We start from the raw sequence: 23,632 nt of genomic DNA, 5'->3' as shown, positions 1-23,632 counted from the left end.
CTCAAAACTTTGAGAAAAGAGGACGATTATAATGTCAAATTGGGACACTAAATTCTTGAAAAAAGGTTACACTTTTGATGACGTATTGCTTATTCCTGCGGAAAGTCATGTTCTACCAAACAACGTCAACTTGAAGACGAAATTGGCTAAAAATTTGACATTAAATATCCCAATTATCACTGCAGCCATGGATACGGTCACAGATAGTAAGATGGCTATCTCAATTGCTCGTGCAGGTGGTTTGGGTGTCATTCACAAAAACATGTCTATTGCGGAACAAGCTGAAGAAGTTCGAAAAGTAAAGCGCTCTGAAAATGGTGTCATCATTGATCCATTCTTCTTAACGCCTGAAAATAAAGTTGCTGAAGCTGAAGAGTTGATGCAACGTTACCGTATTTCAGGGGTTCCAATTGTTGAGACACTTGAAAATCGTAAATTGGTTGGTATTATCACAAACCGTGATATGCGTTTTATCTCTAATTACGATACTCCAATTTCAGAACACATGACTTCTGAAAAATTGGTCACTGCTCCAGTTGGAACAGATCTTGAAACAGCTGAAAGTATTCTTCATGAGCATCGTATTGAAAAGCTACCTCTAGTTGATGAAGAAGGTCGTTTGTCAGGACTCATTACTATTAAGGACATCGAAAAAGTTATCGAGTTTCCTAATGCAGCTAAGGATGAATTCGGTCGTCTTTTGGTCGCAGGTGCTGTAGGGGTTACTTCTGATACCTTTGAACGTGCAGAAGCTCTCTTTGAAGCAGGCGCAGATGCTATTGTCATTGATACTGCACATGGTCATTCAGCAGGTGTTCTTCGTAAAATTGCTGAAATTCGTGCCCACTTCCCAGATCGTACTTTGATTGCAGGAAATATTGCAACAGCTGAAGGTGCGCGTGCACTTTATGAAGCAGGTGTCGATGTCGTTAAAGTAGGTATCGGACCAGGTTCTATTTGTACAACACGTGTGGTTGCGGGTGTAGGTGTTCCTCAAGTCACTGCTATTTACGATGCTGCAAGTGTTGCGCGTGAATACGGAAAAACAATTATTGCTGATGGTGGTATCAAATACTCAGGTGATATTGTAAAAGCTCTTGCAGCAGGTGGTAATGCTGTAATGCTTGGTTCTATGTTTGCTGGTACTGATGAAGCACCAGGTGAAACTGAGATTTTCCAAGGTCGTAAATATAAATCATACCGTGGTATGGGATCAATTGCAGCGATGAAGAAGGGATCAAGCGATCGTTACTTCCAAGGTGCAGTTAATGAAGCGAATAAACTTGTTCCAGAAGGAATTGAAGGCCGTGTAGCTTATAAAGGTTCTGCTGCTGATATTGTATTCCAATTGATTGGCGGTATCCGTGCAGGTATGGGTTATACAGGTGCAGAAGATATTCAGGTTTTACATGACAAAGCTCAGTTTGTTGAAATGTCAGGTGCAGGACTTATTGAAAGTCACCCTCACGATGTTCAAATTACCAACGAGGCGCCTAACTACTCAGCTCATTAATAAACATAAAAGTACTTATCTCAGATAAGTACTTTTTGTTTACAGAGATATTTACAATAAGTTTACAACGTATTTACGTGATTATGGTTGTTGATAAAAGGGTTTAGGCGAAAATGATTTACAGCTTATTGGGTAACGCTTGTCACATGTGTCAATCACGAAAAATAGAAAAACAAGTCATTTAATCGACTTGTTTTTCATAAATATCACCATTCTTAACTAAGAAGGTCTTTAAATCAGGTGGTAGGTTACTCAGATGATCAAGTGAAGTTGTCGTCATGAAGGTTTGAACCTCTTCGTCAATACTTTCTAACAGTTTAAGTTGACGGTGATTGTCAAGCTCACTCATGACATCATCGAGGAGAAGAATAGGAAATTCACCTGTTACTTTTTTTATCAGAGCAATCTCAGCCATTTTTAAAGAAAGTATGAGACTACGTTGCTGCCCCTGACTACCGAAAGATGCGTTCATGTCATTAATGTAAAATGTTAAATCATCCCTATGCGGACCAACACCAGTGTTCTTTTTGAAGATATCTCTTTTGTGATTTTGCTTTAACGTGGTTAAAAATGATTCGCGAATAACTTTGTTATTTTCCAGTGGGATATTAGATTCGTAGGAGATTTTAAGGCGCTCTATCTGATTTGAGAGGTTACTATGATGTCTATCTGCCTCCTCCTCTAATTGCTTGATAAATTCTAGTCTATGTTCGATAACTCGTGTTCCAAAATCGGAAAGCTGTTCATCTAACACTGAGAGGAAATTAATGTCTACATTGTCAGTAGATTTGAGATAAGCATTACGTTGTTTGAGTACATGATTATAACTTGATAAGTCTGAGAGATAAACAGGCTTAATCTGTCCTAAATCAATATCTATAAATTTACGTCTCAGGCTTGGAGATCCTTTTACAAGTTGTAAATCCTCAGGAGCAAATAGCACCACAGTCATGTGACCGATATAATCGGATAATTTAGCTTGTTTGAGGTGGTTAACCTTTGTTATGCGTCCTTTATTAGATAAACTGATTTCCAGAGGTAGCTTCCCACTATGACGATGCACGATGCCGTTAAGTTTGAGAGTATTTTGTTGAAATTGAATCAGTTCTTTATCTGAACGGGTCCGATGACTACGTGTCAATGCTAGAAAATAGATGGCCTCAAGAATATTTGTTTTTCCTTGGGCATTGCGACCAAGAAAAATATTGAGATGAGGTGAGAAGCTCACAGAGGCTTCAGTATAATTTCTAAAGTGTTGAATATCAATTTTTTCGAGCCACATAGTTAGGTTCCTGGGAAACGAACGGGTTTTCGTTTAGTTTTATTGCTTTCTTTTGACGGATGTGCTTTTTGTTTCTTTTTATTATCCTGATTCATTTTTTTAACAATGGCAGCAACACGTGCTTTTTCAGCGACTGCTTTTTGATGTTCTTCAATTTCATTTGTCGTAGGAGCTACAATCGTTATTTCAAGTTCCTCAGACGGAATGGTAATAACATCTCCATAACGAAGTTTTTTTCCACGACGTTTTTCATCCTCACCGTTGAATAAAACGGTATTCTTAGCCAAGAAACCTTTTATAGCTCCTCCACTATGAATGATACTTAATTCTTTTAAAAGTGCCTGCAGTGTGATGTATTCACCAAATAATTTATATTCCATAGTACCTCAACTTTCTCTTGAGATAAGATAGCATAAAAATGGTATAATTGGAAGCATAAACTTTTTAGAGGTTATCAATGAAAATTGCTGATGGTGTCTATGTACACTTCATTCCAACACAAAAATATAAAACTAATCGTATTGTTTTTCGAATGACAGGATCTTTGAATAAACAAACAATTGCTAAACGAGCCCTAGTTTCACAAATGTTAGCTACAGCCAATCAGACGTATCCAACAGTACAGTCTTTTAAAGAGAGACTAGCTTTTCTTTATGGAACACAGTTGTCAACTAGAGTGTCAACTAAAGGATTGACACATAGCGTTGACATCGAGTTGACATATCTGAAAGATACCTTTATCCCTACGAATGATGGATTGTTTTGGGAAGTGCTAGGATTTTTGAAAGAGTGTCTTTACAAGCCACTGTCAAGAGTAGCCCAATACCAAAATAAAGTATTTGACATAGAAAAACAAAATTTAATGACATACCTGGATGTTGACACGGAGAATAATTACTATTACAGTGAAGTTAAAGGAAGAGAGCTTTATTTTGTAAATGAGGGCTTGAAAGTTCCAAAATATGGTCAAGCAGAACTTGTTGAAGCAGAGACCTCGTTTACAGCTTATCAAGAATTTCAAAGTATGTTGACAAGAGATCGTATTGATATCTTTATGGTTGGAGAATTTGATGATTATCAAGTACTCCAAGCTTTACATCGTTTTCCTTTGGAAGGACGTCAAGTTGATTTACAGTTTAGCTATAGTCAACCTTATGTCAATGTTGTGAAAGAAAAGATAGAACCTAGACAGAGTAGTCAATCTATTTTACAGCTAGGGTACCAATTTCCGTGTCAATATGGAGATAAAGATTACTTTGCTTTAATTGTATTCAATGCAATGTTCGGTGAATTTGCCCATTCAGCCTTGTTTACAACACTTCGAGAAAAGGAAGGGTTGGCTTATTCAATTAGTAGTCAATTTGATATCTTTACAGGTTTACTAGAAGTTTACGCTGGAATTGAAAAATCTAATAGAGATCAGGCTATGCGAGGAATTAGTAGAGAATTGAATTACATTAAATTAGGACGTTTTTCAAGCTCTCTCCTGAATCAAACCAAAAAAATCATACGAATGAATGCTCTACTCTCTGAAGATCATGCCTTAACATTAGTGGAACAACGTTTTAATAAGGTGATTTTTGGCGATAAAAGTCTTTCATTGGAGAATTGGTTAGATGAGATTGAGAAGGTTACTAAAAAAGATGTTTGCCGTGTAGCACGTCAAGTTAAGCTACAGAGTTTGTTCTTTTTAGAAGGAGTGTCTTAAAATGGCTGCTTTGAAGAAACGTTATTATCCAAAAATTGATGAAGAAGTTTATTCAGCAATTTTAGATAATGGTATGTCTTTATCAATCATTAAGAAAAAAGGATTTGTAGAAAAAGTCGCCTTTTTGTCAACAAATTTTGGGGCGCTAGATAATCACTTTTATATTGATGGTGAGTCACAATCTTACCCTGCAGGTATTGCTCATTTTCTTGAACACAAGCTATTTGAGGATGAGCAGGGAAGGGATGTGACATTGGATTTTGTCAAGCTTGGAGCTGATGTCAATGCTTTTACAACATTGGAGAAGACAACATATTATTTTTCTACCCTTGACCACTTTGAGGAGTCTTTAGAGCTTTTATTAAAGTTTACATCGAGCTTTACAAGTTCTGAAGATGCTGTCAATCATGAAAAAAGAATTATTGAACAAGAAATAAATATGTATCAGGATGATCCTGACTACAGAGTTTATCTAGGTTGTTTACAAAGTTTGTATCCTAATACTATATTAGGACAAGACATTGCTGGAAGTGTTGATAGCATTGAAGAAATTACTGTAAAGGACTTAAAAGATAATTTTGATTGCTTTTACAGGCCAGCAAACTGTCATCTCGTCTTAGTGGGCAATTTTGATGTTGAAAATATTTACAATTTTGTCAATGAAAAACAAAGTAAGTTTACACCACCTGAGAGAATAGTCGAGAAAGAAAAGCACCCCATTGAGTCAGATATCCAAAAATTAGATAGTCTTCAAATGGAGATATTCATCTCAAAACTAGCCATTGGTTTTAAGAGTGTTCCTTTTACTGATAATCGTATGAGAGAAAACATACTGGTACAGTTATTGTTCAATTTACTGTTTGGCTGGACGTCTCCTTATTATCAAAATTGGTATGCTGAAGGAAAAATAGACGAGTCTGTGTCAATTGAATACGAGGTATCTAATCGATATTCATTTGTCATTATGACTATGGACACTGCAGAGCCTATCCGTATGTCAAGTTTAATTCGTCAAGTGATGACATCGGCAGATAAAAAACGATTGTTGACGGAAGAAGCATTGGATTTACAAAAGAAAGCCTTGTATGGTGAATTTTTACGTAGTCTAGACAATATCCAGAATTTAGGAAGCCAATATTTAGCTTATTTTGAGAATGATAAAACATACTTTGATTTTGGTCAGGAACTGATGAGCATTACTTCCAAGGAGTTGAAGGATTTTTTGAATCACTATCTCTCAAATATAGAGATTACCGATTTTGTTGTCTTCCCTAAATAAGTGATTATTTGCTATAATAGAGACACGAAAACAAAGAAGAATATTAGAAAGGGGAAAAATGAAGTTACACTCTCTAGGTGAGCGATTACGTGCAGCGCGTATAAAGAAAGAGTTAAGTTTGTATGATGTAGAAAAAATTTCTGGAGTCGAAGCCCAGTTTCTTCTGGCTATGGAAATGGATCAACTTAAAGCTTTGCCAGAGGACATTCAGCAAGGGGCGCTTGAAAAGTATGCCACTTCGGTTGGTTTAGATGGAAAACGTCTGTTTGAGGAGCAGAGACAGAATGAGCAAAAACTAAAAAAAGAGAAGAAACCAGTTGAACGTAAGGAAGATGCCTTAGCTGCTAAAGCTCCTATGTCACGCTTTTTAAAGCATAAACGTGAAGAAAAAAGAAAGTCTAACTATCTACCTTTACTAATGCTTAGTGCGGTTTCGTTACTTATCATCTGTTCAGTAGGTTATATTATTATTAGACATCTTTCTAATCAACCTCAGGTGATAAAACCAAATACAATCTCTACAGTTAATCATCTGTCAACGGCTAGTAAGGCTAAATCGTCACGAAGCATTTCTGAGGTTACCGTTTCGGGGGCAAATGTTACAACGACAACTCAAGGCAATCAATTAATGGTTGATTTCTCCAATGTAAATTCTTCAGTAGTTTTAGATGTGGAGTTATCAAAAGATAGTGATGACACATGGTTTTCAGTAGATAACTCAGATACATCAGAGAGTTACCTCCTTTCAAAAACGAAAAATTCAAAATACTCTTTAGATTTTTCTGATAAAACTAAACCAACTCAAATTATTATTGCTCAATCTTCAAAAGTAACTCTAAAGGTAAATGGGGAGTCACTTGATTTATCTCAATTAGATAAAAATACACCTAGCTACCTCACATTAAGAATCCAATAGAATCGAGAAGAAATGTTTAAAAAAGAAAATTTACCTAATTTATTGACACTTGCTAGAATTGTTTTGATTCCTATCTTTTTACTGATGACATCACTTGCGTCAAGTAATGTCATGCATATTGCTGCGGCGGTTGTCTTCGCTATTGCCAGTATTACAGATTATTTAGATGGCTATTTGGCACGAAAATGGCATGTTGTTACTAATTTCGGGAAATTTGCAGATCCATTGGCAGATAAGATGCTAGTGATGTCAGCATTTATTATGTTAGTCGGTATTAATCAAGCGCCAGCCTGGGTGGTTTCAGTTATTATCTGTCGTGAGCTTGCAGTCACAGGTCTTCGTCTTTTATTAGTGGAGAACGGTGGTACAGTTCTCGCTGCAGCTATGCCTGGTAAGATTAAGACAGTGACTCAGATGTTATCTATTATTCTATTATTGTGTCATCTGCATTTTGTAGGAACAATTATGCTTTATATTGCTTTGTTCTTTACAATTTACTCAGGCTATGATTATTTCAAAGGTGCAGGTTTCTTATTTAAGGATACTTTCAAATAGTACGATAAATCAATGATTGAAATAAAAAATTTAAAGTTTAAATATCATCAAGATCAACCATCCTATATTCTTGATGATGTATCGTTTCACGTGAAACGTGGGGAATGGTTATCCATTGTAGGGCATAATGGTTCTGGAAAATCCACGACAGCACGTCTTATTGACGGACTATTAGTGGCAGAGTCTGGGCAGATTATTGTTGATGGTCAAGAATTAACAGAAGACAATGTCTGGGATATCCGTGATAAGATTGGTATGGTCTTTCAAAATCCAGATAATCAATTTGTTGGGGCAACTGTTGAAGATGATGTTGCTTTTGGTCTTGAAAATAAAGGTGTTCCCTATGAAGAAATGGCTTTAAGGGTTCAAGAGGCTCTGGAATTTGTGGGAATGTCAGAATTTAAGGATAGAGAGCCAGCTAGATTATCTGGAGGCCAAAAACAACGTGTGGCTATTGCAGGTATTGTAGCTATGAGACCATCTATTTTGATTTTGGATGAGGCAACCAGCATGCTTGACCCAGAAGGTCGCCAGGAATTGATTCAATCTATTAAAGCTATTCGTAAAGAGTACGGAATGACTGTTTTATCAATTACTCATGATCTCGATGAGGTCGCTTTGAGTGACCGTGTTTTGGTTTTGAAAAAAGGTAAAGTGGAGTCTGTTTCAAGTCCTCGTGAACTATTTAGTAGGGGCTCAGAGTTGGTTGACTTAGGTTTGGATATCCCTTTTAGTGCATTATTAACTCAAAAGCTAAGAAATAAAGGTCTGATAGATTGTGAAGACTATCTGACAGAAAAGGAATTGGTAGAACAACTATGGGAATCTCTCTCAAAAATGTAAGTTATATCTATCAAGCGGGTACTCCTTTTGAGGGGCGTGCCCTTTTTGATATGACGACGACGATAAAAGATGGTTCATATACGGCCTTTATTGGACATACAGGAAGTGGTAAATCTACTATTATGCAGCTCTTGAATGGCCTTTATTTACCCACTAGTGGTCAGGTTCACGTTGATGATACGATTATAACCAGTCAATCAAAGAATAAGGACATAAAACCAATTCGTAAGAAGGTAGGTTTAGTTTTTCAATTTCCAGAAAGTCAGTTATTTGCAGAAACTGTTTTAGAAGATGTTGCCTTTGGACCTCAAAATTTCGGAGTTTCTAAGGAAGAAGCAGAACAACGTGCTATTGAAAGTCTAAAATTAGTTGGACTCCCGGAAGAGTTTCATGGACAGAATCCTTTTGATTTATCAGGGGGACAAATGCGACGTGTTGCCATCGCAGGGATTCTAGCTATGCAACCAGATATTTTAGTGCTGGATGAACCGACTGCTGGTCTAGATCCACAGGGCCGGAAGGAATTGATGTCTCTCTTTAAGGAGTTACATCTTTCTGGAATGACGATTGTTTTAGTTACTCACTTGATGGATGATGTTGCCGATTATGCGACAGCTGTGAATGTTATGGAAAAAGGGCAACTAGTGTTGTCGGGAGCTCCTAAAGATGTTTTTCAAAAGGTTACTTTTCTTAAAGAAAAGCAGTTAGGTGTTCCTAAAATCACAGAGTTTGCGCTACAGCTACAAGAAAAAGGTTATCAATTTGAAAGTCTCCCTATTACAATCGAGGAATTCGTAGAGGTGGTGTCGCATGGATAAGTTAATTATTGGACGTTATATTGTTGGGGACTCTTTTATACACCGATTAGACCCTAGAAGTAAATTATTAGCTATGCTGATTTATATTGTTATTATCTTTTGGGCTAATAATCCCTTAACTTATGCTGTAATAACTTTATTTACACTTTTCTTGGTTTTCTTGTCTAAAATAAAACTTGGTTTCTTTTTAGGTGGAATCAAACCAATGATTTGGATTATTTTATTTTCTACCCTATTTCAAGTTTTCTTCAATACAAAAGGGAGTGTGCTTTGGTCTATCGGCTTTTTAAAGATTACGGAAGTCGGTTTAAATCAAGGTTGGATGATATTCCTTAGATTTATCCTCATTATTAGTTTTTCCACCCTACTTACTCTAACGACAACACCTTTAAGTTTATCTGATGCAGTTGAATCACTTTTAAAACCTTTTACTGTTTTCAAAGTGCCAGCACATGAAATTGGTTTAATGCTATCTTTGAGTCTACGTTTTGTACCAACTTTGATGGATGATACGACTCGTATTATGAATGCTCAAAAGGCGCGTGGTGTTGACTTTGGTGAAGGAAATATTATTCAAAAAGTACGATCAATAATACCTATTTTAATTCCTTTGTTTGCATCAAGCTTTAAACGAGCAGATGCTCTGGCGATTGCTATGGAAGCACGAGGCTATCAAGGTGGTGAAGGACGAACAAAATATCGTCGACTTTCATGGAATGGTCGAGATACCTTATCAATTATTGCTATTTTAGCTTTAGGATTAATGCTTTTTTATCTTAAGAGTTAATTCGTTGAGATAAATAAAAACTAGGTCTTAAGACCTAGAAGTTTTAGATGGACGCCCACGTAGGCGTTCTTTTTTCGTCTAATCCCAACCTACTTGTAATATTTTTAATATCCCTAACAAGGGGATGTTATATTTCCAAGGTATCATAGATACATGGTTATAGTTCTTCAGCTTAATCTGGATTGAGAAATCCCTATATAGAGTAAGCCAGTTGATTTACCTATTAGTCATAAACAATAAAATAACTTAAAATCTTTGACTAATATGGATTGGACTATAAATAGATAAAGGAGCATCATCATGCAAAAAAAGAATACATCTAACACTAAAAAATTAGGTCTTTTGGGACTTGTTACAGTAGCAACACTTGGGGCAACAGCTTTAGCTAATGCAGAAACTTACACAGTTCAAAAAGGCGATACACTTTCAGCTATTGCTAAGAAAAATGGTACGACCGTAGATGAAATCGTTTCAAAAAACGGTATTCAAGACGCCAATAAGATTTCTATTGGTCAAAACTTAACAATTAATGAAACAACTGAAGAGACTACAGAACCTTCAGCTACAACAGCTACAACAGAAGCAGCTGCTGAATCAACACAATCAACAGAGTCTACACAAAGTGAAGATACTCAAGCAACCAATACAAATCTTTCTTCTTCAGAGGCAGCTGCCAAAGAAGAAATCGCGCAACGTGAGTCAAGCGGTAGCTATACAGCTCAAAATGGGCAATATTATGGACGTTACCAATTAGCATCATCATATTTGAACGGAGACTTGTCTCCTGAAAATCAAGAGAAGGTAGCAGACAATTATGTAGCAAGCCGTTATGGTTCATGGACAGCAGCTCTTGCTTTCTGGAATGCTAATGGTTGGTACTAAATCATTATTACTGACTTATGAGGAAAACTAGTCAAATCTCATACAAATAAGGGGAAAATGCCAGATTTTTGGCATTTTTTTATTAAAATGATAAATCATTGTAACATTAGACATAATACAAATAATCGGCAGTAATATTACTAAGTTATGATGAATGTAACTAGAATTAACTAGGAGGGATTTATGTTTAAAAAAAGTTATAAGGGACGCCGTATCAAATTAGCAGCGAAGAAATCATTGGCGGTATCGGTGGCAATTGTAACAAGTTTTATTGTAATTTTGGCAGTATCACTGTCTACACTAATTAATAAAGGGTTGGTTAATGCATTTTCAGATTCTGTTACCCCAGCACCTTCAACAGCATCAACAACGTCAGAATCGACAGCAGATTTAGTTAAATCAACAGAAATTAGCTCAAGTAAAGAGAATAAAGCTAATAAAGAAAATGTTGAAGAAAGTAAGCCTCAGTCAGAAATAACAGGAGAATCGGTAGAAGCAGCTGAAAAGTCTCAGTCAGATACTGCTACTACAAGCGCTGCTTCAACGAATACTGATACTACGTCGACTCAAAATACTGGAACAGCTCCTTCGGTTGCTGCAACTGGTAGCGGGTCGGTTGTTCTCTCAAATGGGAACACTGCAGGAGAAGTTGGTTCCTATGCAGCGGCACAGATGGCAGCAGCTACTGGTGTTCCTCAGTCAACTTGGGAGTCAATTATTGCGCGTGAGTCAAATGGTGATCATACTGCAGCAAATGGTTCAGGTGCATCAGGTCTTTTTCAAACAATGCCTGGATGGGGCTCTACTGCAACAGTTGAGGATCAAATTCAATCAGCCTTGAATGCCTATAACGCACAAGGTTTGTCAGCTTGGAATTACTAATATTAATAGAAGTTGGGAGCGTACTCTCAGCTTTTTAATTTGGATGTAGGTAATCTGTTTTATAGAGCTACTTGTTATTACTAGGTAGGGTATGGCCTTTTTGTTATAATAGGAATGAAAGGTATAGCAATGAAACAAATTTTTAAATCAAGAGAAAAGTTGTGGGTTTCTCTGATTATTATAGCTTTTGCTGTATTATTGGTTACACCACAACTATTTACAAGAAAAGTCATTTTAGGTTCAGATTCCATCTTTCACTATAACAGGTTCTATGAAGCTGCTATGCAACTAAAAAATGGTAACCTTTCTTACTTTTTATCTTTATATGGATTCCAACAGTCAGGCCGCATTGTCAATGCTCTTTACGGTCCTTTTTTTGCCTATTTACAAGGAGGGCTTATTTTAATAAGTGGCACCTGGTTTCGTTATCAGATTGTATCAAGGGTATTACTACATATACTAGCTGAGTCCTCAATGTATGCCTTGCTCAAGCAGTGTAAAGTTAAGACAAACATTGCCTTGTCACTAGGTTTACTCTATGCGACAACATTCTCTATCCAATACTGGACGATGCGTCAGGGTTTCTCTAGTTGGGGAGCGGCTTTACTACCTTTTTGTTTTATTCCAGCAATTCACTATGTCTTTTATCAAAAAGTAGAACCAATTAGACTTGCCTTGTCTATAGCATTGATTTTTCAGGTTCACGTACTTAGTGCTTTGATATTAGTGATGATGTATCTTCCTTTTTATCTTTACACTTTTGTAAAGTCTCCTATCGCTAAGAAAAAGGAAACCTTCGTTCAAGTAGGTATAGCAGTCATTCTGTTCCTCTTACTGACTGTCAATGTCTGGTTAGTACTCCTATATTTGAGAGGGACTAATCATCTCTTAGATCCATTTATAAATAGAGAAATTGGTAAGAATGGGATAGATGGGACAGCAAGATACTGGCTATATACCCCAATTTCATTAATGGTGTTACTCATTTTACAGTTTCTTTACGCTGTTTTGAATTGGAAGAAATTTGCTAGATGGAAAAAAATACTGCACTTTATTTATTTTATTTTCTTCTTCTTATCGACAGGTCTTTTTCCGTGGCAGTATCTAGTAGAAAATGGAAATACATTTGCTGAACTGATTCAATTTCCATTTAGATTCTTTGTTCCTGCCACTATTTTACTTTTAGCAATTACGGGGTTAACGGTCACTCGATTTGTAAACTGGCGAAAAAGTATTGCTGTTTTACTCTTTGCTTTTGCGGGTGTTGGTCTCATTCAGAATATGATGGATACTACCGATCGTGTAAAAACTGCGGCACAAGATGGTGAACTTATTTCCATTGTTAAACATACTTACGTTGAAGGAGATTATCAGACGATAAGTCTTACCATGAATGACAGTGACTTGTCACAGTTTTTAAATTTAGTTGTCAAACCCACACCAGATTACGTACCTATTTATGGGACAATAGGTAAGCAGAACACTTATGATCTTTATTACGAAAATATCGTTACGAATCAGAAGGCAGAAAAGCTACTAGAAGATGGTAATCTTGTATTAACTTGGCAAGCTGCTGAAGGGGAGGAACTGAATCTACCGATAGTTGTCTATAAAGATTCCATCTTGACGCTAAATGATAAAGAACTAGACAAGGATGACTATAGCTTGTCAACGATTGGTACACCGACCGTTTCATCACAAGAAGGACAGAATAAACTTGTGTTAAGTTATAAGGAGCCAGGATGGCTATTTGTAGCGTTATTGATTCCAATAATAGTCGTAGGAGTAATAGGTTTACAGTGGCTTTACACGAAAACAAGTATCAAAAAGGTTGCCTAGTGGTAACCTTTTTGCATTATTCTTTAATCATGATATAATTAAGCTTGCGTGCTTTTACGCTTCAAAATCGACCTTCAAATCGATATTTGAATAACTAGACCCTTCAAGTCTATGTTAATTTTTATTTGATGGGAGGAGTTATCTATGACTGATAATTCAAAAACACGTGTTGTTGTCGGTATGAGTGGTGGCGTTGATTCATCAGTAACAGCCTTACTTTTAAAAGAGCAAGGTTATGATGTAATAGGTGTTTTCATGAAAAACTGGGATGACACAGATGAATTTGGTGTGTGTACAGCAACCGAAGATTATAAAGATGTAGCAGCAGTAGCTGATCAGATTGGTATCCCCTATTACTCTGTCAACTTTGAAAAAGAGTACTGGGATCGTGTATTTGAGTATTTCTTAGCAGAGTACCGTGCAGGCCGTACCCCTAATCCAGACGTTATGTGTAATAAGGAAATCAAGTTTAAGGCTTTCTTAGATTATGCGATGACATTGGGAGCGGATTATGTGGCTACAGGACATTACGCTCAAGTTGTTCGCGATGAAGACGGCATTGTCCATATGTTGCGTGGTGCAGATAACAATAAAGATCAAACCTACTTCCTTAGTCAACTTTCGCAAGAGCAGTTGCAGAAAACGATGTTTCCTTTAGGACATCTACAAAAGCCAGAAGTTCGTGAGATTGCTGAACGTACAGGTCTTGCAACAGCCAAGAAAAAAGATTCAACAGGAATATGTTTTATTGGTGAGAAAAACTTTAAAGAGTTTCTTAGTCAATACTTACCAGCTCAAAAAGGTCGTATGATGACTGTCGATGGTCGTGATATGGGCGAACACAACGGACTCATGTATTACACTATTGGTCAACGTGGTGGTATGGGTATTGGTGGCCAAAAAGGCGGAGATAATGCTCCTTGGTTTGTAGTAGGGAAAGATCTTTCTAAAAATATTCTTTACGTGGGTCAAGGTTTCCACCATGAGTCGTTGATGTCAACTTCTCTTGACGCTTCAATGATTCACTTTACTCGAGATATGCCAGAAGAATTTGAAATGGAGTGCACAGCAAAATTCCGTTATCGTCAACCTGATAGTAAAGTTACTGTAAAGGTTAAAGGTGATAAAGCAGAGGTGATTTTTGCTGAACCTCAGCGTGCTATTACACCAGGTCAAGCCGTAGTTTTCTATGATGGTCAGGAATGTTTGGGCGGCGGTGTTATTGACCAAGCGTATAAAGACGGAAAAGTTTGTCAGTATATCTAACTGGAGTTGAGTAAAAACGATGAGTTCACAATTTTTTTATGCATTTATGGCATTTTTCGCTATAATGAACCCAATTTCAAATCTTCCTGCTTACATGGCTTTAGTAGCAGATGATAGTCAAAAAATTTCACGAAAAATTGCTTTTAGGAGTCTTTTGATTGCCTTTGTTATTATAACTGTTTTTATCTTTTCAGGAGATTTCATTTTTAAAGTATTTGGAATTACAATTGTTTCTTTCAGAATTGCTGGCGGAATATTAGTGGCTGTTATCGGTTACCATATGATTAATGGTAATCATTCACCTAGCTATAAAGGAATGGAGCAGCAAGCAGTAAATTCAGATCCAATGTCTATTGCTATTTCTCCTCTTGCAATGCCACTTTTTGCAGGACCAGGTACAATTACAACTGCTTTAAGTCTGGCTAATGGAGGTTTGCAGAATCAACTGATAACCGTAGTTGCTTTTGCTCTACTATGTGTCATCACTTATCTCCTGTTAAGAAGTGCAAAACAAATTGCAGGCTTCTTGGGAGAAAATTTGATGAAAATTATAACGAAAATGATGGGACTTTTACTATTCTCCATAGGTATACAGATGATTATCGTCAGTGTGCAGACCTTGCTCAAACAGTGATTTGCATTGACAAAATGATTTGATTTGATAAAATAATTTTAACAATAGTCATGATGGTCAAAGCTCATGAGAATTGTGCGTTTTTGCGTACAGTTTTCTGGAGTTTTGGCTATTTTTGTAGGAAAAAACAAAGAAAGGATGGGCAGCTGATTGTAAATCACTGCATAAATCTAAAAAATGTCTTACGAGTTTGATGAAAATTTTGATGTAATTGTTGTTGGTGCTGGTCACGCTGGTGTGGAAGCTAGCTTAGCTGCAGCCCGCATGGGATGTAAGGTTTTATTAGCGACTATTAACCTAGAGATGTTGGCTTTTATGCCATGTAATCCTTCTATTGGGGGATCTGCCAAGGGGATTGTTGTCCGTGAGATTGATGCCCTTGGTGGAGAGATGGGTAAAAATATTGATAAAACTTATATTCAGATGAAAATGTTGAATACCGGTAAGGGACCTGCTGTCAGAGCTTTACGTGCACAAGCCGATAAAGCCTTGTATGCTATGACAATGAAGCATACAGTTGAGCGTCAGGAAAACCTGACTCTCCGTCAGTCCATGGTTGATGAAATTCTTGTTGAAGATGGTAAGGTAGTTGGTGTAAGAACAGCCACAAATCAAAAATATGGAGCTAAAGCGGTTGTTGTCACAACAGGAACAGCTTTGCGTGGTGAAATTATCCTAGGTGAGCTCAAATATTCTTCAGGTCCTAATAACAGTCTTGCATCTGTTACATTGGCAGATAACTTGAGGGATCTTGGCCTTGAAATAGGAAGATTTAAAACAGGTACCCCTCCTCGTGTCAAGGCATCATCAATTAATTATGAAGAAACTGAAATTCAACCAGGTGACGAAAAGCCGAATCATTTTTCATTCTTGTCGAAGGATGAAGATTATCTTCAGGATCAAATTCCTTGTTGGCTAACTTATACGAATCAAGAGAGCCACGATATTATCAATAACAATTTACACCGTGCCCCAATGTTTTCAGGTATTGTCAAGGGTGTAGGACCTCGTTATTGTCCATCAATCGAAGATAAAATTGTCCGATTTGCCGATAAGAATCGCCATCAACTTTTCCTTGAACCTGAAGGAAGAGAGACTGAGGAAGTCTATGTGCAAGGCCTGTCAACTAGTCTGCCAGAAGATGTTCAAAAAGAGTTGATTCACTCAATTAAAGGTCTCGAAAAGGCAGAGATGATGCGAACTGGTTATGCGATTGAATATGATATCGTGCTCCCTCATCAACTACGTGCAACACTTGAAACGAAGTTGATTTCAGGTCTCTTTACAGCAGGACAGACCAACGGAACTTCTGGATACGAGGAGGCAGCAGGTCAAGGTCTAGTTGCTGGTATCAATGCGGCTCTTAAAGTTCAAGGTAAACCTGAACTTATTCTCAAACGTAGTGATGCCTATATTGGTGTAATGATTGACGATCTTGTCACAAAAGGAACCTTGGAGCCATATCGTTTATTGACATCACGCGCAGAGTATCGTCTCATATTACGTCATGATAATGCTGACATGCGCTTGACACCTATTGGTCGAGAAGTTGGTTTGGTTGACGATGAACGTTGGAGTATCTTTGAAATTAAGAAAAATCAGTTTGACAGCGAGTTGACACGTCTGTCAAAAGAAAAATTAAAACCTATTAAAGAAACGAATGAAAAAATTCAAGCTCTAGGCTTTAAGCCATTGACAGATGCCATGACAGCTAAAGAGTTTATGCGTAGACCAGAGATTGATTACGCCACAGCTACTCAGTTTGTGGGCCCAGCTGCAGAAGATTTGGACGCTAAGATTATAGAGTTGCTTGAGACCGAAATCAAGTATGAAGGTTATATTAATAAAGCTTTGGATCAAGTAGCTAAGATGAAACGTATGGAAGAAAAGAGGATTCCAAAAAATATTGATTGGGATGCTATTGATTCCATTGCTACCGAAGCTCGTCAAAAATTTAAGAAAATCAATCCTGAGACCATTGGTCAAGCGAGTCGTATTTCAGGGGTCAACCCAGCAGATATCTCAATTCTGATGGTTTATCTTGAAGGTAATAATAAGGCCCGCAGGAAAGTAGACTAACGGTGCTAACACGTTTAAAAGCCTTTTAATTAAGGCTTTTTTATGTTATAATTGTTAGATTAAGAGGTTTTATATGAAAAGATTTCACTTTGCAACGATTCATCTTGTAATGATTGGGCTAATTCTTTTTGGAATTGCTACTATTTTTGTTCGCGTACTAAAATCGGAGTCTGCACTCATTTTTGCGCTTTTTATTATTATGGTAGTAGTTGTTGCCTTATTGCATTACCAAAAGACAACATATGAGTCCTTGGAAATAGAGCAATTAGATGAACTGAATCAGGATGTTGAAGATTCTTTAAAGACTCTTCTCGGAAAGATGCCTGTTGGGGTTATTACTTTTGATGAGAACGATCATATTGAATGGTTCAACCCCTATGCGAAGCTAGTACTTTCGGATGAAAATGGAAATTTCAATAAACAGTTGATTGCGGATTTTATTTCCCAGAAACGAAAAGGTTCCCCTTCGAATGTGATAACCGTTGGTGACAATAAATATGCCGCTTTTGTGGATTTTGACAATAAGTTGACATATTTTATTGACAATGTTTATGATCAAGATGAAAATGCTGATCCAAATATGACTCGTCCTGTTATCGGGATTATTTCAGTTGATAACTATGACGATGTGACGGGAAGTTTACCCGATGCCGATGTTTCAAAAATCAATACATTTGTGGCAGGGTTTATTTCTGAGTTTGCTAAGGCCAAGCATATTCATTATCGACGTATTGAAGGCGATCGTTTTTATTTCTTCACCAACTACAGTGTTTTGACAGAATTCATGGATCAAAAGTTTTCAGTCTTGGATGACTTCCGTCAGCAGGCTCAGGAGCGTGGATTACCACTGACTTTGAGCATGGGAATTTCATTTGGTACGCTTAAGCATGATCAAATCGGTCAGGTTGCCTTGCAGAATCTGAATATCGCACTAGTTCGCGGTGGAGATCAAGCTGTTGTCAAGGAAAACGATGATCACAAGGAACTTCTTTATTTTGGAGGAGGTTCTGTTTCAACAGTAAAACGTTCTCGTACAAGAACAAGGGCCATGATGACTGCAATCTCTGATAAGTTGAAAACAGTCGAAAAAGTGTTTGTTGTCGGACATAAGAATCTCGATATGGATGCTCTAGGGGCAACGGTCGGTATGGCTCATTTTGCCAGTCAAATTGTTCGAAAAAGCTATGCTGTTTACGATGATACGGCTATGAATGCAGATATTGAGCGTGCAGTCGAACGTTTAAAAGAAGATGGTCAGTCACCTCTTATTACACTTTCAGAGGCTGAGGAGCTAGTCAACCAACATTCGTTACTAATTATGGTTGACCATTCTAAAATCAATTTAACTTTATCTAAGGATTTTTATGATCGATTTAATGAAGTTATTGTCGTAGACCATCACCGTCGAGATGATGATTTTCCTGAAAATGCTGTTTTGACCTTTATTGAAAGTGGGGCGAGCTCAGCTTGTGAATTGGTTACGGAGTTGTTGCAATTCCAAGGTGCCCCAGAACGTTTGAGTAAAATCCAAGCCTCTATCCTTATGGCAGGTATCATGTTGGATACTAAAAATTTCTCAACTCGTGTGACTAGTCGAACCTTTGATGTCGCCTCTTATCTGCGTAGTTTAGGAAGTGATAGTGGAGAAATCCAAACGATCTCTGCTACTGATTTTGAAGAGTATCGACGTATCAATGAGCTAATTCTAGCAGGTGAACGTATTACAGATGATATCATTGTTGCCTCAGGTGATAATCCTAAATGTTATAATAATGTTGTGATTTCTAAGGCAGCAGATACGATGCTTGCCATGGCAGGTATCGAAGCAACTTTTGTTGTCGCTAGGACCAGTGATTCTACTGTGAATATATCTGCTCGAAGCCATAAAACGATTAATGTACAACGTATTATGGAGAAAATGGGTGGTGGAGGCCATTTCAACTTAGCGGCCTGCCAATTGCGAGACTGTAGTGTTGCTCAAGCAAAAAATAAATTGATTGAAACTATTATGGGAGAATTGGCTCCCAAGGAGGACTAAAATGAAAGTTATTTTCTTACAAGACGTTAAAGGTAAAGGTAAAAAAGGCGAAATTAAAGAAGTACCATCAGGTTACGCTCAAAACTTCTTGATTAAAAAGAATCTTGCCAAGGAAGCGACAAACCAAGCTATCGGTGAGTTGAAAGGTAAGCAAAAATCTGAAGAAAAACATGCAGCAGAGTTGTTGGCTGAAGCGAAGCAAGTTAAAGAGCAACTTGAAAAAGAAGAAAATCGTCTTCAATTTACTGAGAAGGTCGGACCAGACGGACGTACTTTTGGTTCAATTACAGCCAAAAAGATTGCAGAAGGACTTCAAAAACAATTTGGTATCAAAGTTGATAAACGCCATATTGAACTTGAACATCCTATTCGTGCGATTGGTCTAATTGAGGTTCCTGTAAAGCTTCATAAAGAAGTGAGTGCACAAATTAAACTTAACATCAAAAATAGTGCTGAGTAATTCGTTGACACTATAAGTAAATCTTGTAAAGGAGGGAATAATTGTGGCAGAAGCTCAAGAATTAAGAGTGCAACCTCATGATTTAGTAGCGGAACAGTCTGTTCTAGGGGCTATTTTCATTAACCCGGAAAAGTTGATTACAGTTCGAGAATTTATCGAAGCAGACGACTTTTACAAGTATTCCCATCGTGTCATTTTTAAAGCAATGGTAACGCTGTCGGATCGAAATGATGCCATTGATGCCACGACAGTACGCACCATTCTAGATGACCAAGATGACCTCCAAAATATAGGGGGTATTTCTTATCTTGTAGATTTGGTCAATAGTGTCCCAACATCCGCAAATGCTGAGTATTATGCTAAGATTGTGGCTGAGAAAGCCATGCTTCGCCGTATTATAAATAGATTGACAGAGACTGTCAACCAAGCATATGAGGGTGCAACTGAATCGGATGAAATTATTGCGAATGCTGAGAAAGCCCTAGTTGATGTTTCAGAGCATAGCAATCGTAGTGGTTTCCGCAAAATATCTGAAGTTCTTGATGTCAATTTTAATACTTTGGAGATGCGTTCACAGCAAACATCAGATGTTACTGGGTTACCAACAGGTTTCCGTGACCTTGACAAGATTACAACAGGTTTACACCCTGATCAATTAATTATTTTAGCAGCTCGTCCCGCAGTTGGTAAAACGGCCTTTGTGTTGAACATTGCTCAGAATGTTGGCACCAAGCAAAATAAAGCTGTTGCAGTCTTTTCACTAGAGATGGGGGCAGAAAGCTTGGTTGATCGTATGTTGGCAGCTGAAGGGATGATTGATTCCCATGCTTTACGTACAGGTCAATTGACAGAGCAAGATTGGAATAATGTGATGATTGCTCAAGGGGCATTGGCTGAGGCACCTATTTATATAGATGATACCCCTGGTATAAAGATTACTGAGATTCGTGCACGGTCCCGTAAATTGTCACAAGAAGTAGAGGGTGGTCTCGGTCTTATTGTGATCGACTATTTGCAGTTGATTACAGGGACGCGACCAGAAAATCGCCAACAAGAGGTTTCAGATATTTCAAGACAGTTAAAAATTCTGGCCAAGGAGCTTAAAGTTCCTGTAATTGCCTTGAGTCAGTTATCTCGTGGGGTTGAACAACGTCAGGATAAACGTCCAGTCTTGTCTGATATTCGTGAGTCAGGATCTATCGAGCAGGATGCCGATATTGTAGCCTTCTTATATCGTGATGATTACTACCGAAAAGAAGGTGAAGAACCAGAGAATGCGATTGAAGATAATACAATCGAAGTTATCCTAGAAAAAAACCGTGCTGGTGCGCGTGGAACAGTCAAGTTACTATTCCAAAAAGAATACAATAAATTTTCATCGATTGCTCAGTTTGAGGAATCATAATTTTCAGATTTAAGGAGATATATATACATATGAGTGATGCATTTGCAGATGTTGCGAAGATGAAAAACATAAAGGAAGCTATTAAGTCACATGAAGGTCAGCTAGTAGAATTAACCCTAGAGAATGGACGTAAACGTGAAAAGAATAAAATTGGTCGATTGACAGAAGTTTATCCATCATTGTTTATTGTTGAATATCAAGACTTCAGTTCTCAAGCAGGAGCTATTAATAATAGTTATGTTGAATCTTACACTTATTCAGATATTTTGACTGAGAAGACTCTCATTCGTTATTTGAGTCCTGAGGAACAAGCTGAAATCGAAAATAAATAAGAAAAAGCCTTTACTTGGGCTTTTTTTCGTGGTAAAATGTTAAAGTATGTGAAATAATAGCAGGATAAAATGAAGCTCGTCAACAGGAAGTCGGCTAGAAAAGTAACCTTTGCTGTTTGGGCGAAGTCTTTCTGAACGAATCAGGTTTATCTAAAACGTTATTTCCTAAAAATATTTTTTATAGGAGGACATTATTAATGTCACGTTATACAGGTCCATCATGGAAACAATCACGTCGCCTTGGTTTCTCACTTACAGGCACAGGTAAAGAATTGGCACGTCGTAACTACGTACCAGGTCAACACGGTCCAAACAACCGTTCAAAACTTTCAGAGTACGGTTTGCAATTGGCTGAGAAACAAAAACTTCGTTTCTCATACGGTTTGGGTGAAAAACAATTCCGTAACTTGTTCGTACAAGCTACTAAAGTTAAAGGTGGAACACTTGGTTTCAACTTTATGGTTCTTTTGGAACGTCGTCTTGACAACGTTGTTTACCGTCTCGGTCTTGCAACTACTCGTCGTCAAGCACGTCAATTCGTAAACCACGGTCACATCCTTGTTGACGGTAAACGTGTTGATATCCCATCATACCGCGTTGAAGTTGGTCAAGTAATCTCAGTTCGTGAAAAATCAGCTAAAGTTCCTGCTATCCTTGAAGCAGTAGAAGCTACTATCGGACGTCCAGCATTTGTATCATTCGATGCTGAAAAACTTGAAGGTTCATTGACACGTCTTCCAGAACGTGATGAAATCAACCCAGAAATCAACGAAGCACTTGTCGTTGAATTCTACAACAAAATGCTTTAATTTTAAGATTATTATATCGAAAAGCCCGTTGTTATGGGCTTTTTTGTTTGTTCTAAAATATTATTTCTGAATTTATTCCCCTTTTTATTCCCCCTCTAAAGATTTTCTAGAGCTGTTTCAAAATAGGAGACAGCTTTTTTAGCATTTTCTTTAGAAAGGTGACTATAGATATCCATGGTCATAGATAGTTGAGAATGACCTAAACGGTGCTGTAGTTCCTTGTAAGGAATTCCAGAGTTTAGCAGTAAACTAGCATGAGTATGTCGGAAACCATGAAAGCCTATATTATTGACTTTAGCGTGTTTGAAATGAGTTCTTAACCTAGTTTGAAGTGTTCTGTTATTTGGATACTCATGAATAAAGTCAGAAAACACTACCATTTCCGAACGCCCTAATTTCCAAGCCTCTTGTGTTTGTCGTAGTTTGTACTGTCTTAGCATATTTATGGTCTGGATATCTATATCTATATCTCGATAGCTTGAGTGTGATTTAGGGCTATTAATTTCCTGCTTATAGTTAAGTGTCTTAGTAATATGGACAATAGCATTATCAAAGTCTATATCAGACCATGACAGAGCTAGTGCTTCATTGATACGGCAACCAGTGGCAAGTAGAAATTTGTATAGTGTTACTTCATAATATAGACGGTATTTGTTACTATCTAAGCTATTTAGGTAATCAAGGAAAGTCTTTAGTTCTTGATTATCAAAATGCTTAATCTTTTGATGCTTTGATTTTTGACTGTTTCGGGGTAATATAACCTCACGAGCTGGGTTAAATGGTAAAGCTTGCATAACTACACCATACTGTAAAATACGTTTGTTTAAAGCGTGTATTTTGTCATAATGGAGATATGCTCCAGGTTCTCCTTTATTAGTTTTTTCTGCTATCTTATTGATAATTGACTGAATGAGTGGTGTTGTCAGTTTGTTTAGCTTATAATCACCAAAGAGTGGCAGAATATGTGTATTAAGTACCTTTCTTGTATAGTCCTGAGTATTTGGCTTCACAGTATGTTTGTAGCTTTCCCACCAGAGGTTTGCCAGTTCTTTATATGTAGTAATGGTTGAGGCTTGAACTCTGGTAGAGCCATTTTCTCTGAATGTTGTAATAGCTTGCTGAGATTTCTGTTTGACCTCTTTTTGAGTTCGTCCTGTTATGCTAGTTTTTACCTTTTTTCCTGTTACTTGGTCTATACCTAGATAAATAGTTGAGCGATAAACGGTAGAACCGTCTTTCTTAGTAATTTGTTTTAATTTCATGATAAACCTTTCTAAACATCAGCAGGCAAGCTAGTTTAAGGTT

22 protein-coding genes are annotated in these 23,632 nt (G+C 37.4%); 19 read left to right on the top strand and 3 right to left on the bottom strand.

The genetic code is table 11. The features are described from left to right. Nucleotides 1-31: 31 nt before the first annotated feature. Nucleotides 32-1,513: an IMP dehydrogenase gene (guaB, locus tag HMPREF2571_RS00670; RefSeq protein ID WP_070846977.1), complete on the top strand. Its 1,482-nt coding sequence runs from the start codon at nt 32-34 to the stop codon at nt 1,511-1,513. 181 nt (nt 1,514-1,694) lie between these two features. On the opposite strand, the gene recF is transcribed toward guaB, so the two are convergent. Next, entirely contained in the window at nt 1,695-2,795 is a 1,101-nt protein-coding gene (gene recF, locus HMPREF2571_RS00665) for a DNA replication/repair protein RecF (RefSeq protein WP_013991340.1), read from the bottom strand. 2 nt (nt 2,796-2,797) lie between these two features. Then, on the bottom strand, nt 2,798-3,175 hold the full coding sequence (yaaA, locus tag HMPREF2571_RS00660; protein WP_013991339.1) for a S4 domain-containing protein YaaA: 378 nt from the start codon (nt 3,173-3,175) through the stop codon (nt 2,798-2,800). Between the two features lie 77 nt (nt 3,176-3,252). Here yaaA and yfmF point away from each other — a divergent pair, with 77 nt between their 5' ends. The 18 genes from yfmF to rpsD all read left to right on the top strand — a co-directional run bounded on the left by yfmF (nt 3,253) and on the right by rpsD (nt 22,327). Beyond that, complete coding sequence (gene yfmF, locus HMPREF2571_RS00655) at nt 3,253-4,503, top strand: EF-P 5-aminopentanol modification-associated protein YfmF (protein WP_013991338.1); 1,251 nt, start codon at nt 3,253-3,255, stop codon at nt 4,501-4,503. Nucleotide 4,504: 1 nt separating this feature from the next. Then, complete coding sequence (gene yfmH, locus HMPREF2571_RS00650; RefSeq protein WP_070846975.1) at nt 4,505-5,782, top strand: EF-P 5-aminopentanol modification-associated protein YfmH; 1,278 nt, start codon at nt 4,505-4,507, stop codon at nt 5,780-5,782. 58 nt (nt 5,783-5,840) lie between these two features. Beyond that, nucleotides 5,841-6,698 (top strand): helix-turn-helix domain-containing protein, encoded by an 858-nt coding sequence (locus HMPREF2571_RS00645; RefSeq protein WP_070846973.1) that lies wholly within the window; start codon nt 5,841-5,843, stop codon nt 6,696-6,698. Between the two features lie 12 nt (nt 6,699-6,710). Continuing rightward, nucleotides 6,711-7,253 carry a CDP-diacylglycerol--glycerol-3-phosphate 3-phosphatidyltransferase gene (gene pgsA / locus HMPREF2571_RS00640; protein ID WP_002885640.1) on the top strand — a complete coding sequence of 181 codons (543 nt, stop codon included), beginning with the start codon at nt 6,711-6,713 and terminating at the stop codon, nt 7,251-7,253. A gap of 12 nt (nt 7,254-7,265) precedes the next feature. Then, on the top strand, nt 7,266-8,096 hold the full coding sequence (locus HMPREF2571_RS00635; protein ID WP_048790841.1) for an energy-coupling factor ABC transporter ATP-binding protein: 831 nt from the start codon (nt 7,266-7,268) through the stop codon (nt 8,094-8,096). After that, nucleotides 8,072-8,914, top strand: a complete 843-nt coding sequence (locus HMPREF2571_RS00630) for an energy-coupling factor transporter ATPase (RefSeq protein ID WP_014632481.1) — start codon at nt 8,072-8,074, stop codon at nt 8,912-8,914. Before HMPREF2571_RS00635 ends, HMPREF2571_RS00630 begins: the two co-directional genes overlap by 25 nt. Further along, complete coding sequence (locus HMPREF2571_RS00625; protein ID WP_070846971.1) at nt 8,907-9,701, top strand: energy-coupling factor transporter transmembrane component T family protein; 795 nt, start codon at nt 8,907-8,909, stop codon at nt 9,699-9,701. Before HMPREF2571_RS00630 ends, HMPREF2571_RS00625 begins: the two co-directional genes overlap by 8 nt. Before the next feature lie 300 nt (nt 9,702-10,001). Then, a complete protein-coding gene (locus HMPREF2571_RS00620; protein WP_070846969.1) occupies nt 10,002-10,583 on the top strand; it encodes an aggregation-promoting factor in 582 nt (193 codons plus the stop codon). 183 nt (nt 10,584-10,766) lie between these two features. After that, nucleotides 10,767-11,465 (top strand): transglycosylase SLT domain-containing protein, encoded by a 699-nt coding sequence (locus tag HMPREF2571_RS00615; RefSeq protein WP_002887109.1) that lies wholly within the window; start codon nt 10,767-10,769, stop codon nt 11,463-11,465. A 129-nt stretch (nt 11,466-11,594) separates the two neighbouring features. Continuing rightward, nucleotides 11,595-13,304 carry a glycosyltransferase family protein gene (locus tag HMPREF2571_RS00610; RefSeq protein ID WP_070846967.1) on the top strand — a complete coding sequence of 570 codons (1,710 nt, stop codon included), beginning with the start codon at nt 11,595-11,597 and terminating at the stop codon, nt 13,302-13,304. Between the two features lie 144 nt (nt 13,305-13,448). After that, the gene (gene mnmA, locus HMPREF2571_RS00605; protein ID WP_070846965.1) at nt 13,449-14,570 is read left to right on the top strand and encodes a tRNA 2-thiouridine(34) synthase MnmA; all 1,122 of its coding nucleotides are present in this window, start codon (nt 13,449-13,451) and stop codon (nt 14,568-14,570) included. Nucleotides 14,571-14,589: 19 nt separating this feature from the next. Next, a complete protein-coding gene (locus HMPREF2571_RS00600) occupies nt 14,590-15,204 on the top strand; it encodes a MarC family protein (RefSeq protein WP_002887106.1) in 615 nt (204 codons plus the stop codon). Between the two features lie 177 nt (nt 15,205-15,381). Continuing rightward, a complete protein-coding gene (gene mnmG / locus HMPREF2571_RS00595; RefSeq protein ID WP_002885840.1) occupies nt 15,382-17,283 on the top strand; it encodes a tRNA uridine-5-carboxymethylaminomethyl(34) synthesis enzyme MnmG in 1,902 nt (633 codons plus the stop codon). Between the two features lie 73 nt (nt 17,284-17,356). Beyond that, complete coding sequence (locus HMPREF2571_RS00590; RefSeq protein ID WP_013991330.1) at nt 17,357-19,321, top strand: DHH family phosphoesterase; 1,965 nt, start codon at nt 17,357-17,359, stop codon at nt 19,319-19,321. Nucleotide 19,322: 1 nt separating this feature from the next. Further along, nucleotides 19,323-19,781, top strand: coding sequence for a 50S ribosomal protein L9 (gene rplI / locus HMPREF2571_RS00585; protein WP_002885729.1), 459 nt, complete (start codon nt 19,323-19,325; stop codon nt 19,779-19,781). 43 nt (nt 19,782-19,824) lie between these two features. After that, complete coding sequence (gene dnaB, locus HMPREF2571_RS00580; protein ID WP_002885809.1) at nt 19,825-21,186, top strand: replicative DNA helicase; 1,362 nt, start codon at nt 19,825-19,827, stop codon at nt 21,184-21,186. Nucleotides 21,187-21,215: 29 nt separating this feature from the next. Then, nucleotides 21,216-21,518 carry a Veg family protein gene (locus tag HMPREF2571_RS00575; RefSeq protein ID WP_002885699.1) on the top strand — a complete coding sequence of 101 codons (303 nt, stop codon included), beginning with the start codon at nt 21,216-21,218 and terminating at the stop codon, nt 21,516-21,518. 197 nt (nt 21,519-21,715) lie between these two features. Beyond that, nucleotides 21,716-22,327, top strand: coding sequence for a 30S ribosomal protein S4 (gene rpsD / locus HMPREF2571_RS00570; RefSeq protein ID WP_002885833.1), 612 nt, complete (start codon nt 21,716-21,718; stop codon nt 22,325-22,327). Between the two features lie 95 nt (nt 22,328-22,422). Here rpsD and HMPREF2571_RS00565 read toward each other — a convergent pair whose 3' ends face one another. Further along, complete coding sequence (locus tag HMPREF2571_RS00565) at nt 22,423-23,589, bottom strand: tyrosine-type recombinase/integrase (protein ID WP_070846962.1); 1,167 nt, start codon at nt 23,587-23,589, stop codon at nt 22,423-22,425. Nucleotides 23,590-23,632: the final 43 nt, after the last annotated feature.

This window comes from Streptococcus sp. HMSC068F04, assembly GCF_001837455.1.
Lineage (GTDB): Bacteria > Bacillota > Bacilli > Lactobacillales > Streptococcaceae > Streptococcus > Streptococcus salivarius_D.
The sequence above is the reverse complement of the archived record's forward strand: the minus strand, read 5'-3'. Positions and strand labels throughout refer to the sequence as shown.

Bases quoted from the DNA above. Each gene is read 5' to 3' on its own strand.
- guaB (WP_070846977.1), top strand. From the start codon at position 32: ATGTCAAATTGGGACACTAAATTCTTGAAAAAAGGTTACACTTTTGAT.
- recF (WP_013991340.1), bottom strand. From the start codon at position 2,795: ATGTGGCTCGAAAAAATTGATATTCAACACTTTAGAAATTATACTGAA.
- yaaA (WP_013991339.1), bottom strand. From the start codon at position 3,175: ATGGAATATAAATTATTTGGTGAATACATCACACTGCAGGCACTTTTA.
- yfmF (WP_013991338.1), top strand. From the start codon at position 3,253: ATGAAAATTGCTGATGGTGTCTATGTACACTTCATTCCAACACAAAAA.
- yfmH (WP_070846975.1), top strand. From the start codon at position 4,505: ATGGCTGCTTTGAAGAAACGTTATTATCCAAAAATTGATGAAGAAGTT.
- HMPREF2571_RS00645 (WP_070846973.1), top strand. From the start codon at position 5,841: ATGAAGTTACACTCTCTAGGTGAGCGATTACGTGCAGCGCGTATAAAG.
- pgsA (WP_002885640.1), top strand. From the start codon at position 6,711: ATGTTTAAAAAAGAAAATTTACCTAATTTATTGACACTTGCTAGAATT.
- HMPREF2571_RS00635 (WP_048790841.1), top strand. From the start codon at position 7,266: ATGATTGAAATAAAAAATTTAAAGTTTAAATATCATCAAGATCAACCA.
- HMPREF2571_RS00630 (WP_014632481.1), top strand. From the start codon at position 8,072: ATGGGAATCTCTCTCAAAAATGTAAGTTATATCTATCAAGCGGGTACT.
- HMPREF2571_RS00625 (WP_070846971.1), top strand. From the start codon at position 8,907: ATGGATAAGTTAATTATTGGACGTTATATTGTTGGGGACTCTTTTATA.
- HMPREF2571_RS00620 (WP_070846969.1), top strand. From the start codon at position 10,002: ATGCAAAAAAAGAATACATCTAACACTAAAAAATTAGGTCTTTTGGGA.
- HMPREF2571_RS00615 (WP_002887109.1), top strand. From the start codon at position 10,767: ATGTTTAAAAAAAGTTATAAGGGACGCCGTATCAAATTAGCAGCGAAG.
- HMPREF2571_RS00610 (WP_070846967.1), top strand. From the start codon at position 11,595: ATGAAACAAATTTTTAAATCAAGAGAAAAGTTGTGGGTTTCTCTGATT.
- mnmA (WP_070846965.1), top strand. From the start codon at position 13,449: ATGACTGATAATTCAAAAACACGTGTTGTTGTCGGTATGAGTGGTGGC.
- HMPREF2571_RS00600 (WP_002887106.1), top strand. From the start codon at position 14,590: ATGAGTTCACAATTTTTTTATGCATTTATGGCATTTTTCGCTATAATG.
- mnmG (WP_002885840.1), top strand. From the start codon at position 15,382: ATGTCTTACGAGTTTGATGAAAATTTTGATGTAATTGTTGTTGGTGCT.
- HMPREF2571_RS00590 (WP_013991330.1), top strand. From the start codon at position 17,357: ATGAAAAGATTTCACTTTGCAACGATTCATCTTGTAATGATTGGGCTA.
- rplI (WP_002885729.1), top strand. From the start codon at position 19,323: ATGAAAGTTATTTTCTTACAAGACGTTAAAGGTAAAGGTAAAAAAGGC.
- HMPREF2571_RS00575 (WP_002885699.1), top strand. From the start codon at position 21,216: ATGAGTGATGCATTTGCAGATGTTGCGAAGATGAAAAACATAAAGGAA.
- rpsD (WP_002885833.1), top strand. From the start codon at position 21,716: ATGTCACGTTATACAGGTCCATCATGGAAACAATCACGTCGCCTTGGT.
- HMPREF2571_RS00565 (WP_070846962.1), bottom strand. From the start codon at position 23,589: ATGAAATTAAAACAAATTACTAAGAAAGACGGTTCTACCGTTTATCGC.